This window comes from Rhizobium sp. NFR07 (assembly GCF_900111905.1).
Taxonomy (GTDB): domain Bacteria; phylum Pseudomonadota; class Alphaproteobacteria; order Rhizobiales; family Rhizobiaceae; genus Neorhizobium.
Map to the genome: position 1 here is coordinate 421422 of NZ_FOKM01000002.1, position 15134 is coordinate 436555.

General features: G+C 63.6%; 16 protein-coding genes. 12 read left to right on the forward strand and 4 right to left on the reverse strand.

What is annotated here, in order from left to right; all coding sequences use genetic code 11:
* Positions 1-6: 6 nt before the first annotated feature.
* Both BM216_RS05610 and BM216_RS05615 read right to left on the reverse strand, forming a co-directional pair.
* Positions 7-687 carry an NADAR family protein gene (locus tag BM216_RS05610; protein ID WP_092996234.1) on the reverse strand — a complete coding sequence of 227 codons (681 nt, stop codon included), beginning with the start codon at positions 685-687 and terminating at the stop codon, positions 7-9.
* A 4-nt stretch (positions 688-691) separates the two neighbouring features.
* Positions 692-1711: a phosphoribosyltransferase-like protein gene (locus BM216_RS05615; RefSeq protein ID WP_092996237.1), complete on the reverse strand. Its 1020-nt coding sequence runs from the start codon at positions 1709-1711 to the stop codon at positions 692-694.
* A 208-nt stretch (positions 1712-1919) separates the two neighbouring features.
* On the opposite strand from BM216_RS05615, the gene trbB reads away from it, so the two are divergent.
* The 12 genes from trbB (at position 1920) to BM216_RS05675 (ending at position 11954) form a co-directional block, all read left to right on the forward strand.
* Positions 1920-2903, forward strand: coding sequence for a P-type conjugative transfer ATPase TrbB (trbB, locus tag BM216_RS05620; protein WP_092996240.1), 984 nt, complete (start codon positions 1920-1922; stop codon positions 2901-2903).
* Positions 2900-3232, forward strand: coding sequence for a TrbC/VirB2 family type IV secretion system protein (locus tag BM216_RS05625; protein WP_092996243.1), 333 nt, complete (start codon positions 2900-2902; stop codon positions 3230-3232). Before trbB ends, BM216_RS05625 begins: the two co-directional genes overlap by 4 nt.
* Entirely contained in the window at positions 3232-3510 is a 279-nt protein-coding gene (locus BM216_RS05630) for a VirB3 family type IV secretion system protein (RefSeq protein ID WP_092996246.1), read from the forward strand. Before BM216_RS05625 ends, BM216_RS05630 begins: the two co-directional genes overlap by 1 nt.
* Before the next feature lie 13 nt (positions 3511-3523).
* Positions 3524-5974 carry a conjugal transfer protein TrbE gene (gene trbE / locus BM216_RS05635; RefSeq protein WP_092996249.1) on the forward strand — a complete coding sequence of 817 codons (2451 nt, stop codon included), beginning with the start codon at positions 3524-3526 and terminating at the stop codon, positions 5972-5974.
* Entirely contained in the window at positions 5971-6741 is a 771-nt protein-coding gene (gene trbJ, locus BM216_RS05640) for a P-type conjugative transfer protein TrbJ (protein ID WP_092996251.1), read from the forward strand. The genes trbE and trbJ overlap by 4 nt, the downstream gene beginning before the upstream one ends.
* 20 nt (positions 6742-6761) lie before the next feature.
* Positions 6762-7049, forward strand: coding sequence for a putative entry exclusion protein TrbK-alt (gene trbK-alt, locus BM216_RS05645; RefSeq protein WP_092996254.1), 288 nt, complete (start codon positions 6762-6764; stop codon positions 7047-7049).
* Between the two features lie 3 nt (positions 7050-7052).
* Positions 7053-8402, forward strand: a complete 1350-nt coding sequence (gene trbL, locus BM216_RS05650) for a P-type conjugative transfer protein TrbL (RefSeq protein WP_092996257.1) — start codon at positions 7053-7055, stop codon at positions 8400-8402.
* Complete coding sequence (gene trbF, locus BM216_RS05655) at positions 8399-9088, forward strand: conjugal transfer protein TrbF (RefSeq protein WP_092996260.1); 690 nt, start codon at positions 8399-8401, stop codon at positions 9086-9088. Before trbL ends, trbF begins: the two co-directional genes overlap by 4 nt.
* Positions 9085-10044 carry a P-type conjugative transfer protein TrbG gene (trbG, locus tag BM216_RS05660; RefSeq protein ID WP_092996263.1) on the forward strand — a complete coding sequence of 320 codons (960 nt, stop codon included), beginning with the start codon at positions 9085-9087 and terminating at the stop codon, positions 10042-10044. Before trbF ends, trbG begins: the two co-directional genes overlap by 4 nt.
* The gene (locus BM216_RS05665) at positions 10041-11189 is read left to right on the forward strand and encodes a TraB/TrbI/VirB10 family type IV secretion system protein (RefSeq protein ID WP_092996265.1); all 1149 of its coding nucleotides are present in this window, start codon (positions 10041-10043) and stop codon (positions 11187-11189) included. The genes trbG and BM216_RS05665 overlap by 4 nt, the downstream gene beginning before the upstream one ends.
* Before the next feature lie 2 nt (positions 11190-11191).
* Positions 11192-11407 carry a DUF2274 domain-containing protein gene (locus BM216_RS05670; protein ID WP_092996268.1) on the forward strand — a complete coding sequence of 72 codons (216 nt, stop codon included), beginning with the start codon at positions 11192-11194 and terminating at the stop codon, positions 11405-11407.
* 274 nt (positions 11408-11681) lie between these two features.
* Entirely contained in the window at positions 11682-11954 is a 273-nt protein-coding gene (locus BM216_RS05675; protein ID WP_092996271.1) for a helix-turn-helix transcriptional regulator, read from the forward strand.
* Here the strand turns inward: BM216_RS05675 and BM216_RS05680 are convergent.
* Complete coding sequence (locus BM216_RS05680; protein WP_092996274.1) at positions 11944-13200, reverse strand: tyrosine-type recombinase/integrase; 1257 nt, start codon at positions 13198-13200, stop codon at positions 11944-11946. The two genes, BM216_RS05675 and BM216_RS05680, sit on opposite strands and share 11 nt — an antisense overlap.
* 317 nt (positions 13201-13517) lie before the next feature.
* Positions 13518-15095, reverse strand: a complete 1578-nt coding sequence (gene guaA / locus BM216_RS05685) for a glutamine-hydrolyzing GMP synthase (RefSeq protein WP_092996277.1) — start codon at positions 15093-15095, stop codon at positions 13518-13520.
* Positions 15096-15134: the final 39 nt, after the last annotated feature.

A 15134-nucleotide genomic window follows, 5' to 3' on the forward strand; every position in this document is an offset into this window, starting at 1 on the left:
CGGCCCTCAGAGCAGGCGATCTTGAGAGGGGTTCTCGGATGATCTGGCAGCGGCGGACCTGATCTGTTCCGATCTCATGCCATGTACTTCATTCTGGGTGGGGGGCAGATTCCGCTTGATCAACGTTGGGATAGCCTCACCAAAGAGCACGAAGCATGGAATTTCCAGCGGGTGGAGCTCTTCCAAACGTGCGGGGTCGTTTCGAACGATTTCTCGCAGTTCCATCAGCAACCTGCCGAGGACATTTCTACCGGCGAGCAAATTGTCTTCGCCGCTTTTGGCGCCCCAATAGTCGTCCTTGCGCGAATCCTCGACAATCGGACGATCACCAGTTGCGAGCAGAAGCGTCGAAAACGTCGTCCAATTGTGCAGCAGCTTTGCCCGCAAGCACCATCGCATAACTTTGACACGAACCTCCTCCCAATCAGGCCGTGAATCGTCACGGTATGGCTTGGAGCGCATCTTGGCGGTCATCGGACTCGTTTCCTCGATGATCATCCGCTGAACCTGTGGAAGATGCGGGAAACGGCATGCTTGGTATAGCGCCTCAGATGTACGGATTCGTGAACCAAGAACGTAGATTGGATAACCAGGAGCCATGTTCGAAAGGCCGCCAAAATCCTCCGTCGTCTTACGGAAGCTGACAACCTGATCACGTTCATACTCTCTGAATTCTGCCTGGCTCATAAGGTCAATTAGTCTTCCTCGGAAACAGAGGATACCATGGATCGCCAGCCCACAAAACCAACGGCGCGTTGTTCGGGCAATTTCTGTAGGTAACGATCATCGAGCCGAAGCCGGTAGTTCCCATCATGCTGTTACCCAACGGGCGCATGTATGTGTTCAGATGCGGGCATAGCGCGCGGACCCGGACCCCCGAAACGAGAAACTGCTGTTCCAGCAGCGAGCGCCCCGCATCGGAGGAAAAGAAGCCGAGAGCGCCGAGCTGACCGGGTGCTCGAAAAACCGGATCGAGCTTTAGTCCAGCGACATATTGCGCTGTTGCATGATCGGCGGGAACAGCGGTTGGCCGCAAGACATCGGAGTTGTCGATGTATTTTTTGCGGTCCTCAATCTCGAGAACCCGCCACCACGACAGTTCAATCGACTTACCCTCTTCCTTGATTGCATCCTTGATGTCGGTTTCCGTCCGCCACTGGCCAAGCCTATGATAGGCGATTGTAATAATATGAAGTTTCGCCTTCTGCGGTGCCGCCTCCCTGATCCATTTTATTATGTCGTGCTTGATCCGCCCGCCTGAGAAAAGGGCGTCGTCGATATAGACATACGAACTCACCGGGGCATTGCCGCATTGAGCAAGCCCCATGCCGCAAGTTTTCTGCAGCGCTTTGTCCAACACCGCCAGCATATCGCGTTGGCTGTTGCCTGCTGTCTGAATGTTCAAAATTCCGGCATTCTTCCAAAATGCGGCAGGGTCACCGTCTGTGAGTTTTTCGTGAGCGACGATGGCGTTAAGAAACTGTTTTACATTCTTGCGTGTGAAGTATGTTTTGCTGAACACATGGGCGAGCTCAGCAAGGAGCGGGTCTTGAGTGTCACCTGGAAATTGCTTCACCCATCTATCGACATGAGTAGCGTTCATCGCAGGAATTTCTCCCTCGCGATAATCCGCTATCTGCGCGACAACCGCGTCCAATAGTTCTTTTCTTGTCGTCATCATTGCCCCCATTTTTTTGTGTAGTTCGCGCATAGCGCGAATCGCAGTCCCCTTGTTACTATTGTTCTCAAATAAACCGTTCTGGCAAATGCCTTTGTTTCTTCGTCCTTCCTATTTGCCGCCGATGGCCGCCGACCGCCGCATGGATCCTGATACTTGTTGAACCGAACAGATTTCGGGCTCTTTTAATCATCCCCAATAGGGGAACTACTGTTGCGTCCCCTTTGGAATTGGGGGCGGCATGACTTCTTCGCACCAGAAGCCTGAAGCGGCCCAGCGTGGCGCGCGCATGTTGCGCACCGCGCTTGGCCCGGCAATCGCGCGTTTTCTGGAAGACCCCGCCGTCGTCGAGGTGATGCTGAACCCGGATGGGCGCATCTGGATCGACCGTCTCGCCGAAGGGCTGTCCGACACCGGCGAAACCCTGTCGCCCGCCGATGGCGAACGCATCATGCGCCTGGTCGCGCACCATGTTGGCGCTGAGGTCCACGCGCGGAGTCCACGTGTCTCGGCCGAGCTGCCGGAAACAGGGGAGCGGTTCGAGGGGCTTCTTCCCCCCGTCGTCGCCGCACCCGCCTTCGCAATCCGTAAACCCGCCGTCGCCGTCTTCACGCTCGACGACTATGCACGCGCCGGTGTCATGCGTGCCGATCAAGCCGTGACGTTGCGCGAAGCCGTCGCGGCACGCGCCAACATCCTCGTCGCGGGCGGCACCTCGACCGGCAAGACCACGCTGACCAATGCGCTGCTAGCTGAAGTCGCCAAGAGTGAGGATCGCGTCGTCATCATCGAGGACACGCGCGAACTGCAATGCGCCGCGCCCAATCTTGTCTCCATGCGGACCAAGGAAGGCGTCGTCACGCTCTCCGATCTCGTCCGCTCCTCGCTGCGCCTGCGCCCCGACCGCATCCCCATCGGCGAGGTGCGCGGTTCAGAAGCGCTCGACCTCCTCAAAGCCTGGGGCACCGGCCATCCGGGCGGCGTCGGCACCATCCACGCCGGCACTGGCATCGGCGCGCTTCGCCGGCTCGAACAGCTCATCCAGGAAGCCGTCGTCACCGTCCCGCGCGCGCTGATCGCCGAGACGATCGACCTCGTGGCCGTCCTCTCCGGCCGCGGCTCTGCGCGCCGGCTCGCCGAACTCGCCCGTGTCGAAGGGCTCGGCCCGGACGGGGATTACCTCATCACCCCCGCCATCCCCACCAGCACAGGAGACAATCCATGATCCGCATCCCCATGCGCGTCCGTCGCACCGTCGCGACTGTCACTGCCGTCGCCTACGTCAACCTCGTTTTCGTTCCCGCCGCCCACGCCTCCGGCTCCTCGATGCCGTGGGAAGCGCCGCTCCAGAAAATCCTTCAGTCAATTGAAGGCCCCGTGGCCAAGATCGTCGCCGTCATCATCATCATCGCAACGGGCTTGGCGCTCGCCTTCGGCGATACGTCCGGCGGCTTCCGCAAGCTGATCCAGATCGTGTTCGGCCTGTCGATCGCCTTCGCCGCGTCGAGCTTCTTCCTGTCGTTCTTCTCGTTCGGCGGCGGGGCGCTCGTCTGATGGCGGTCGCCTTCGAGCAACTGGACGTGCCGGGATTCACCGTGCCGGTCCACCGCGCGCTGATCGAGCACATCCTGCTCGGCGGCGCACCGCGTTCCATCGCGATCCTCAACGGGACGCTGGCCGGGGCCGTGGGCCTTGGCCTGCGCCTGTGGCTGGTCGGCCTCGCCATCTGGGCCATCGGCCACTTCGCCGCCGTCTGGGCCGCGAAACGCGATCCGCTCTTCGTGGAAGTCGGCCGCCGGCACCTGCGCATCCCCGCAAACCTGTCGGTCTGAGGGAGCCCACGCCATGATGAACCTTGCCGAATATCGCCGCAGCGCCAGCCGCCTTGCCGATTTCCTTCCCTGGGCTGCCCTCGTCGGGCCCGGCGTCGTCTTGAACAAGGACGGCTCGTTCCTCCGCACCGCGTCGTTCCGCGGTCCCGATCTGGATAGCGCCGTCGCGGCCGAGCTGGTTGCCGTCGCCAGCCGCATCAACAACGCCTTCCGCCGTCTCGGCTCCGGCTGGAGCATCTTTGTCGAGGCGCAGCGCCATCAGGCCGCGACCTATCCGAACGACATCTTCCCCGACGCCGCGTCCGGCCTGGTCGACGCAGAGCGCAAGGTAGATTTCGAGGAAGAAGGCGTTCACTTCGTCTCCGGCTACTACCTGACCTTCCTCTATCTGCCGCCGGCCGAGGAAGCCGCCCGCGCCGAGACCTGGCTATACGAAGGCCGCGAGCGCTCCGGCGTCGATCCGCATGAGATTTTGCGCGCCTTCACCGATCGCACCGAGCGCGTGCTGGCCCTGCTCGACGGCTTCATGCCCGAATGCGACTGGCTCGATGACAGCGAGACGCTGACCTATCTGCATTCCACCGTCTCTACTAATCGGCATCGCATCCGCGTCCCCGAGACGCCGATCTATCTCGATACGCTGCTCGCCGATCAGCCACTCACCGGCGGGCTGGAGCCGCGCCTTGGCGATCAACATCTGCGTGTCCTCACAATCATCGGCTTTCCGACCGCGACGACGCCGGGGCTGCTCGATGATCTCAACCGGCTGGCCTTTCCGTATCGCTGGAGCACGCGGGCGATCCTGCTCGACAAGACCGACGCGACCAAGCTGCTGACCAAGATCAGGCGGCAATGGTTCGCCAAGCGGAAGTCCATCGCCGCGATCCTCAAGGAAGTGATGACCAACGAGGCATCCGCCCTTGTGGACACTGATGCGGCGAACAAGGCCGCCGACGCCGACATGGCCTTGCAGGAGCTCGGCCAGGATGTCGCCGGCATGGCCTATGTCACCGCGACCATCACGGTGTGGGATGCCGATCCTCGCCTTGCCGACGAGAAACTGCGCCTCGTCGAGAAGGTCATCCAGGGCCGCGACTTCACGGCCATGATCGAAACTGTCAATGCCGTCGATGCCTGGCTCGGCTCGCTCCCCGGACATGCCTACGCCAATGTCCGCCAGCCGCCGGTCTCGACGCTCAATCTCGCCCACATGATCCCCCTCTCTGCCGTGTGGGCGGGGCCGGAACGGGACGAGCATTTCGGTGCGGCCCCCTTGCTGTATGGCAAGACTGAAGGCTCGACCCCGTTCCGGTTAAGTCTCCATGTAGGCGACGTGGGCCACACCCTGGTCGTCGGCCCGACCGGCGCGGGCAAATCCGTGCTGCTCGCGCTGATGGCGCTCCAGTTCCGGCGCTACGAGCGGTCCCAGGTGTTCGCCTTCGACTTCGGCGGCTCGATCCGCGCCGCCGCGCTCGCCATGGGCGGGGACTGGCACGATCTCGGCGGCGGGCTGACCGAAGGGGACGAGTTCTCCGTCTCGCTTCAACCGCTCGCGCGCATCCACGACACCTATAAACGCGCCTGGGCGGCCGACTGGATCGTCGCGATCCTCATGCGTGAGGGTATCCCCATCACGCCTGAGGTGAAGGAGCATATCTGGACCGCGCTGACCTCGCTCGCCTCCGCGCCGGTCGAGGAACGCACCATCACCGGCCTTGCGGTCCTGCTCCAGTCCAATGACATCAAGCAGGCGCTGCGGCCCTATTGTGTCGGCGGCGCTTACGGTCGCTTGCTCGACGCCGAGACCGAACATCTCGGCTCGGCCGACGTGCAGGCGTTCGAGATCGAGGGGCTGGTCGGCACCGGCGCGGCGCCTGCCGCGCTTGCCTATCTCTTCCACCGCATCGGCGACCGGCTCGACGGCCGCCCGACCATGCTCATCATCGACGAGGGCTGGCTGGCGCTGGACGACGATGGCTTCGCGGGCCAGCTTCGCGAATGGCTGAAGACGCTGCGCAAGAAGAACGCGTCCGTCATCTTCGCCACGCAATCGCTCAGCGACATCGACAATTCGAGCATAGCGCCCGCCATCATCGAGAGCTGCCCGACACGGCTGCTTCTCCCAAACGAACGCGCGATCGAGCCGCAGATCACCGCGATCTATCGGCGCTTCGGCCTCAATGACCGCCAGATCGAAATCCTCGCAGGAGCCACGCCCAAGCGCGACTACTACTGCCAGTCGCGCCGCGGCAACCGCCTGTTCGAACTGGGCTTGAGCGAAGTCGGCCTCGCGCTCTGTGCTGCTTCCTCCAAATCTGACCAGACGCTGATTGCGAACCTCGTCGCCGAGCACGGACGCGACGGCTTCCTCGCCGCTTGGCTGCACGCCCGCGACGCGGGTTGGGCCGTCGATCTCATCCCGACTTTCCCAATCCCCCACGCCCAAAAGGAGACTGCACCATGAAAAACAGTTTTATCCGCTTGCGCGCCGCGGCGCTTGCCGCAACCGTGCTCGCCGCCGCACCGGTGGCCTTCTCGCCGATGATGGCAACGCCGGCCAATGCTTGGCGCATCGTCTATGACCCGACGAACTATGCGCAGAACGTCCTGACGGCAGCGCGCACGCTGGAGCAGATCACCCATCAGATCACCTCGCTTCAGAATGAAGCGCAGATGCTTATCAATCAGGCCAAGAACCTCGCCAGCCTGCCGTTCTCTGCCCTCCAGACCTTGCAGCAGAACGTCCAGAAGACCCAGCAGCTTCTCGGCCAGGCGCAGAACATCGCCTTCGACGTCCAGAAGATCGATCAGGCGTTTCAGAGCCATTACGGCAACGTCTCGATGTCGGCCACCGACCAGCAGCTCGTCGCCAATGCGCGCTCGCGCTGGCAGAACAACGTCGACGGCTTACAGGATGCCATGCGCGTGCAGGCCGGTGCTGTCGGCAATATCGACAGCAACCGCGCGCAGATGTCGGCGCTGATCGACCAGAGCCAGGGCGCGACCGGCGCTTTGCAAGCGGCGCAGGCGGGCAACCAGCTTCTCGCGCTCCAGTCGCAGCAGCTTTCAGATCTCGTGGCGCTGCTCGCCTCGAATGGCCGTGCCGGCGCGCTCACAGAGGCCGAGCGGGCCGCCGCCGCCGAACAGGGCCGCGAACAGCGCCGCCGCTTTCTGACGCCGGGCTCGGGCTACCAGCCGGGCAACGCGCAGATGTTCAACACCGGCAAGTAACCGACAGAAGGAGCATCCCCATGGACGGCAAGATGCTGGCCCGCCTCGGCGCTATCGTGTTCGTCGCCGTCGCCGTCATGGCTTCGGTGATCGAGCTGACCCGCAAAGAGGACGCGCCGGCATCTTCGCCGGTGCGCATTCTCCAACCTGCTTCCGATCCGCTGCGCGAAGGCCAGCGCCGCTGCCAGCAGCTCGGCCAGAAGTCCGCGGATGACCCTGACTGCCTGCGCGTCTGGGCGGAGACCCGCAACCGCTTCCTTGGGCGCACGCCGGCTCCGGCATCGCCCGCGCAGATCGAAGGGCGGTGACGCATGGGCGGCAGCGGAGTCATCGATACATTCCTCGGCACCTTCACCCGTTACATCGACAGCGGATTCGGGCTGCTCGGCGGCGAGGTCGCTTTTATCGCTACCACGCTCATCGTCATCGATGTGACGCTGGCTGCGCTGGTCTGGTCCTGGGGCGCGGATGACGACATCATCGCCCGGCTCGTGAAGAAGACGCTGTTCGTCGGGGCTTTTGCCTACCTGATTTCCAACTGGAACAACCTCGCGAAAATCGTCTTCGACAGCTTTGCCGGCCTCGGCCTCAAGGCGTCAGGCACCGGCTTCTCGACCGCCGACCTGATGCGTCCCGGCAAGGTCGCACAGACCGGCCTCGATGCCGCCCGGCCGCTGCTCGAATCCATCTCCGACCTGATGGGTTGGGTCGCCTTCTTCGAGAACTTCATCCAGATCGCCTGCCTGCTCTTCGCCTGGGCGCTGGTCATCCTCGCTTTCTTCATTCTGGCGATCCAGCTCTTCGTCACGTTGATCGAGTTCAAGCTGGCGACGCTCGCCGGCTTTGTCCTGATCCCGTTTGGCCTCTTCGGGAAAAGCGCCTTCATGGCCGAAAAGGTGCTCGGCAACGTCATCTCGTCGGGCATCAAGGTTCTCGTCCTCGCCGTCATCATCGGCATCGGCTCGACGCTGTTTTCGCAGTTCACGCAAGGGTTCGGCGGCCAGACGCCGAGCATTGACGACGCCATGGCCGTCGTGCTCGCCGCCTTGTCGTTGCTTGGCCTCGGCATCTTCGGTCCCGGCATCGCCAACGGCCTCGTCTCCGGCGGCCCGCAGCTCGGCGCTGGCGCCGCCGTCGGAACCGGCCTTGCCGCAGGCGGCATGGTGCTCGCGGGTGCTGGCGCTGCCGGCCTTGCCGCGAAGGGCGGTGCAGCCGCGCTTTCCACCGGCGCTGCCGCCGTGCGCGGCGGCGCGATCGCGGCCGGCGCGGCATCCGCCGCCTTCAGCCTCGGTTCACTCGGCCAGTCCGGTGCGGGGGGTGCGGCATCCGGCATGGGCGGCGTCGGACGTGCGGCAGGTTCCGCCGCCATGTCGCCGCTTCGCCGTGCAGCCGCCAGCGTCAAATCCAGCTTTTCCGATGGCTTGAAGGGCGGCTTCGGCGCGACCGGAGGCTCTTCCACCATGGGGACAGTCGGCGGTTCCGCCGATGCCGCTACCGCTTCCGCCATCCAATTCGCCAAGGGCCAGCCCGATTGGGCGAAGCGGATGCAGCGCTCGCAGCGCCTCTCGCATGGCGTCCAGACCACGACCCATGCCGTCCGCTCCAGCGACAGCCACGGCTCCGGTTCTTCCGTCAACCTCTCTGAAAGTGACCGCTCATGAATCTCTTCAAGCGTCCTGCCGCGCACTACGGCAAAACACCTCAGCCCGAGACGCCTTACCAAAAGGCCGCACAGGTCTGGGACGAGCGTATCGGCTCGGCCCGCGTGCAGGCGAAGAATTGGCGCTACATGGCCTTCGGTTCGCTGGTTCTCTCCGCAGGCTTTGCCGCCGCGCTCGTCTGGAAGTCGGTTCAGGGAACCGTCGTGCCGTGGATAGTGCAGGTCGACAAGCTCGGCCAGGCCCAGATCGTCGCTCCGGCGACCGCCGACTTCCGCCCGACCGATCCGCAGATCGCATGGCATCTCGGCCGCTTCATCGAGCAGGTGCGTTCCATGCCGGCCGATCCGATCATCGTGCGCCAGAACTGGCTTCGTGCCTATGAATGGACCACCGATCGCGGCGCGGGCGCGCTCAACGACTATGCCCGGACCAACGACCCCTTCACCAAGGTCGGCAAGCAGCAGATCGCCGTGGACGTCTCCAGCGTCATCCGCGCTTCGCCCGACAGCTTCCGCGTTGCCTGGACGGAACGGCACTTTGAGAACGGCCAGCTCTCCGGCACGGAACGATGGACCGCGATCCTCACCATCGCCGTCCAGCCGCCGCGCGACGCCGAGCGCCTGAAAGCCAATCCGCTCGGCATCTATGTCAACGCCATCAACTGGTCGCGGGAGATGGGCCAATGAGCCGGGCTGTTCGCACCTCTGCCGTTCCCGCGCTGTTGTTGTCGGCGACCATGATCGCCGGCTGCGCGTCCACTAAGCCGCCGCAGATCAGCTACGACAACAGTGTCCCACCGCTGCCGGCCATTCCCGCAGCCGTGACGGACGAACGTCTGAAGCCGCTGCATGTCCCTCCCGCCTGGACGGTCGCACGCGGCGGTCAGACTGCCAGCACGGCGACCGGCCGCGTCGAAAACGCCAATGCGGCCGCCCGCGTGCAGCCGCGCCGGGAAGGCTACTTCAACGCCATTCAGATCTATCCGTGGTCGGAAGGCGCGCTCTATCAGGTCTATGCCGCGCCCGGCCAGATCACCAATATCGCGCTCGAACCCGGCGAGAGCCTGACCGGCGCTGGACCAATCGCGGCCGGCGATACCGCCCGCTGGATTATCGGCGATACGGAATCCGGCTCCGGCGTCGCCCGCCGCGTGCATGTGCTGGTGAAGCCGACCCGCGCCGACATCACCACCAATCTCGTCATCACCACCGACCGGCGCACCTACATGATCGAGCTGCGTGCGGACGAGAAGCCCTATATGCCCGCCGTCGCCTGGGCCTATCCGCAGCCGGCAGGCGGCGGGCGCCAAGCGCTTCCGGCAACGCCTGTCATTCCTGCCGTCGCGGCACGCAACTATCGCTATGGCTTGACCGGCTCCAGCAATCCGCCATGGAAGCCCGTTGCTGTCTATGACGACGGCCGCCGTGTCTATGTCGAGTTTCCGCGCGGGATCGTGCAGGGTGAAATGCCGCCGATCTTCGTCATTGGCCCCGAAGGCGAGGCACAGATCGCCAACAGCCGCATCTACCAACACATCTTGATCGTCGACCGCCTGTTCGGCGCGGCCGAGCTGCGTCTTGGCGGTGGCAAGAGCCAGCAGACCGTCAGGATCGTCCGCACGGATGGGAGGCCGCAGCCATGAGCGATCCCGACAACACCAACACCGCTCCGATGCGCTTGGGTGCCGAAGCGCCCCGAGTCACGCGCCTGTCACGCAAGATGCTCGCCAGCTTCGCGGCCGTCGCCATGGTCGGGATCGGCGGCGCGCTGATCTATGCGTTCCAGACGCGCACGGGCGGCGATGACGGTCAGGAGCTATATTCTACGTCCAACCGCCAGCCCGCCGATGGTCTTGCTGGACTGCCGCGCGACTATACAGGTCCCATTCTTGGACCGGCGTTGCCGGGCGATCTGGGCGGTCCCATCCTGTCCGCGCAGAATGCCGGCCAGCCCGTCGTGCCGCCTGTCGTTCCGACGCCAGGCGTCGACGAGGCCGAGCAACGCCGCCGCGCCGAGGAGGAAGCCGCGCGCCTCAGCACCGTCTTCTTCCAGTCGCGGCAGGGCTCGACGGCCGCCGCGACGCCGGGAGCCACGCCCGACCTTGCGGGGTTTGACCCCGGCAGCGCCGCCACAGGGCAACCGAGCGCCCAGGACCGGCAGCTTGCTTTCCTCAATGCGGCGGTCGATCGGCGCACCGTGACGCCGGATCGCGTTACGCCGCCGGCATCGCCCTTCGTCCTGCAAGCCGGAACCGTCATCTCAGCCGCGCTCATCACCGGTATCCGTTCGGATCTTCCCGGCCAGATCACCGCGCAGGTCACGGAGAACATCTATGACAGCCCAACAGGCAGCACCCTGCTCGTGCCGCAGGGAACGCGGCTCATCGGCCAGTATGACAACAGCGTCCAGTTCGGGCAGCGCCGCGTGCTGCTCGTCTGGAACCGCCTCATTATGCCGAATGGCCGCTCGATCGTTCTTGAGCGCCAGCCGGGCGCCGACACGCAAGGCTATGCCGGACTGGAGGATGGCGTCGATTATCACTGGTGGGATCTCGCCAAGGCTGCCGCGCTCTCGACGCTGCTCGGCGTCGGTGCGGAACTCGCCACCGACGATAACGACCGCCTGATCCGCGCCATCCGCGACGGCGCGCAGGACACCATCAATCAGGCCGGTCAGCAGATCGTCCAGCGTCAGTTGCAGGTCCCGCCGACGTTGACCATGCGGCCCGGCTTCCCGGTCCGTGTCATCGTCACCAAGGATTTGGTACTCGAACCCTATAGGAGCTGACCATGATCAAGCTGAAGCTCGGCCCCATCGCCGACGACAAACCCGTGAAGGTCGCGCTGGATCTGCCTGCCGCGCTCCATCGCGACCTCACGGACTACGGCCGCCTCCTCGCCGAAGGCGGTGCGCCCATCGAACCCGCCAAGCTCATCGTGCCGATGCTCGAACGCTTCATCTCGACCGATCGCGAGTTCGCCAAGGCCCGGCGCACCACGGGCTGACCGCCATGCCGGTGGGGGTCGTACCGGCGACGCCGTTGCGCTCCCGTGGGCAGATTCCGCTCTCACCAGCATAATCACCGCACACGTCATGCGAACCCGGTTGGTTGGGGTGCCGTGCGCGAGCGAACGCGAATGCGGCACGCTACCGGCGGCCGGTCCTTCGCCATGGTTCGCCAGACGCCGGGAATGCAGCCAAGTCGCTGACCCGGCCACATTAAAGGAGGTCTGGCATGAATAAATGGAATGGCAGGATCGCAGACGGTGGGGCTAGACGATGAGCCAGACACCGGCCCCTCTCAACAAACGCACCATCCGCAGGCACCAGCTTCGAGAGATCGTTCCCCTGGCCGACACGACCATCTACAACATGGAACAGCGCGGCGAGTTTCCGCAGCGCTTCTACCTGACCTCTCGAACCGTCGTTTGGGACCTCGGCGAAGTGGAGGCCTGGCTTGAAGAACGCCGCCAAGCCTCCAAGGCGAAGACGGCCAAGCGTGCGCCAGCGCCAGACGTTACGCTCAGGAAGACCCGTCCGGTCAAAGGCTAGGCTCCGGGACCAGAAGGTCCATGGAGGCCGGATAGAGCGTCGGGGTGTATTTCTGGCCGCCAACCCATGCGTCGATCAGATTGCCCCATTCCTGCATCATGTGCCGGCGCTGGTGCTCATACTCGGCCTTGTTATAGACGCCGCGCGAAGAACGCCCGTCCTCATGCGCCAGGCACTTCTCGATCCAGTCGCGGTTGAAGCCCAGCTCGTTGAGCAGCGTCGAGCCCGTACGGCGAAGGTCATGCACGGTGAACGGCTCCAACGGCAGTCCCGCCTTCTTGGCTTGCACGACGACCGCCGTGGTGACGCGGTTGAAGGTCGCGCGCGACATCGGTGCATCCGCGTCGTAGCGCGAGGGCAGCAGGTAGCGCGAATTGCCCGCACAGGTCTTGAGCGCAACGAGGATGTCGAGCGACTGTTCGCACAGATAGACGTTGTGCGGCTTGGAGCGCTTCATCCGCTCCTTCGGGATCGACCACACCGCATTCTCGAAGTCGATCTCATTCCACACCGCGTCCTGCAACTCGCTCTTGCGGACCATCGTGAGCAGGATCAGCTTCAGACCGAGCCGAATAGTGGGCAGCGTCGCCACATGCTCTAGCTGGCCGAGCATCACTCGAATTTCGGCGGGCGAGAGCGAGCGGTCCTTGGGAACGAAGGTCGCGATCGACGCCGGCCCGACCTCTTCGGCGGGGTTCGGCACCTTCTCCCCGTGCAGCTTCGCGAAGGCGAAGACCAGCTTCACGATGTCCCGGACATGGACCGCCGTGGCCGGCGCTCCCCGCTTCTTCACCTTGTCGCACATCGCCCGGAGATCTTCGGGCGTGATTTCCGTCAGCAACCGATTGCGGAACGTCGGCAGGATGTCGCGCTCGTAGATCGAGCGGCGCATCGCGCGGGTGCTTTCGGCCATCCGGTGCTCTTGCAGCCAGCGTTCGCCAAACTCGCCAAAGCTCTTTGCTTCCTTGATGCGGCGCTTCTCGCGCTGCTTCTCCTGGGCGGGCGACCGCCCAGCCTGAATCGAACGCTGCGCGTCGATCAGCTTCTCCCGCGCACGGGCCAGAGAGAGGCCCGCCGGCCCGTATCGGCCGAGCGTCAACGTCTCGCGTCGACCGTGCATACGGTAGTCATAGCGGAACACGACGGCGCCCGACGGGTTCACGACGACATACATACCGTCACGGTCAGAGACCTTGTATAATTTGTCCTTTGGTTTCAGTGCTTTGATTGCCGCATCGGTAAGCATCGGACCCTCCTAGATCGTTAAAAAACGCCAGAGAGCCTCCAAAAATACCGTCAGGCCAAAACCGACCAATCCTGACGGCAAAATTTCCTTTATTCTCAGGGGAATAAGGTCAATAAAATACCGTCACAAGCTCTCTAAGCCCTGACGGTATATGCAATTCCGCGATGTCACAAGACGCCCCATACCGTCAGCTCCGCCGTCGATCGCGAGGCTTGTCCGGCGATTGACGGCGAAAGATGGCAGAGAGAAAATTATTTATTTTCAGCGTGTTATGGAGGGCGATCGGCGGTTATCGGCGGCTTTTGGGTAGGCGCGAATTATTCCCACTCGATCGTGCCCGGCGGCTTCGATGTCACGTCGTAGACGACGCGGTTGATACCGCGCACCTCGTTGATGATGCGCGTTGCCGCGCGGCCGAGGAAGTTCATGTCGTAAGGATAGAAATCCGCCGTCATGCCGTCGACCGAGGTGACAGCTCGCAATGCGCAGACGAAATCATAGGTGCGGTAGTCACCCATGACGCCAACGGTCTGCACTGGCAGAAGCACGGCAAAAGCCTGCCAGATCGTGTCGTAGAGGCCGGCCTTGCGGATTTCGTCGAGATAGATCGCATCCGCCTTGCGCAGGATGTCCAGCTTTTCCTTGGTCACGCCACCCGGGCAGCGGATCGCGAGGCCCGGACCCGGGAAGGGGTGGCGGCCGATGAAGCTTTCCGCCAAGCCGAGTTCGCGGCCAAGCGCACGGACTTCGTCCTTGAAGAGTTCACGCAGCGGCTCGACGAGCTGCATGTTCATGCGCTCGGGCAGGCCGCCGACATTGTGGTGGCTCTTGATCGTCACCGAAGGGCCGCCGGAGAAGGAGACGCTTTCGATGACGTCCGGATAGAGCGTGCCCTGGGCGAGGAAGCGCGGTGCGCCCTTGCCGTCGGCAGCGATCTTTGCGGCTTCCGCCTCGAACACTTCGATGAACAGGCGGCCGATCGTCTTGCGCTTCACTTCCGGATCGCTTTCGCCGGCAAGCTGGGTCAGGAACAGGTCGGACGCATCGACGGCGACGAGCGGGATGTTGTAGTGGTCGCGGAACATGCCGACGACCTGCTCGGTCTCGCCCTGGCGCATCAGTCCGTGATCGACATAGATGCAGGTCAGCTGGTCGCCGATCGCCTCATGGATGAGGATCGCTGCAACGGACGAGTCAACACCACCGGAGAGGCCGCAGATGACGCGCTCGTCGCCGACCTGGTCCTTGATCTTGCGGATCATCTCTGCGCGGTAGGCAGCCATGGTCCAGTCGGATTTCAGGCCGACGATCTTGTGCACGAAGTTGGAGAGCAGCTTGGCGCCATCCGGCGTATGCACCACTTCCGGGTGGAACATCGTCGTGTAGTAGTGGCGGCTCTCGTCGGCTGCGATGGCGAAGGGAGCGTTTTCCGAGGTCGCGATGACTTCGAAGCCTTCGGGAAGCTGCGTTACGCGGTCGCCGTGGCTCATCCAGACGGGATAGCGTCCGCCCTGTTCCCAGAAGCCGTCGAACAGCGGGCTAGCCTTTTTGACTTCCACATCGGCGCGGCCGAATTCGGCTGCGTGACCACCTTCGACGACACCGCCGAGCTGGGTGCAGAGCGTCTGCTGGCCGTAACAGATGCCGAGGATCGGCACGCCGCTATCGAAAACCGCCTGCGGCGCGCGCGGGCTGCCTTCCGTCGTGACCGAAGCCGGGCCGCCGGAGAAGATCACGCCCTTGGGCTGCAGCTTCTCGAAAGCTTCGGCTGCGCTCTGGAACGGATGGATTTCGCAATAGACCCCGGCCTCGCGGATGCGACGCGCAATCAGCTGCGTCACCTGGCTGCCGAAATCGATGATGAGGATGCTGTCGGGATGAGCTATCTGGGTCATGGCGAGCCTTTAATGAAGGTTCGCGTTTTTTGCAACTGC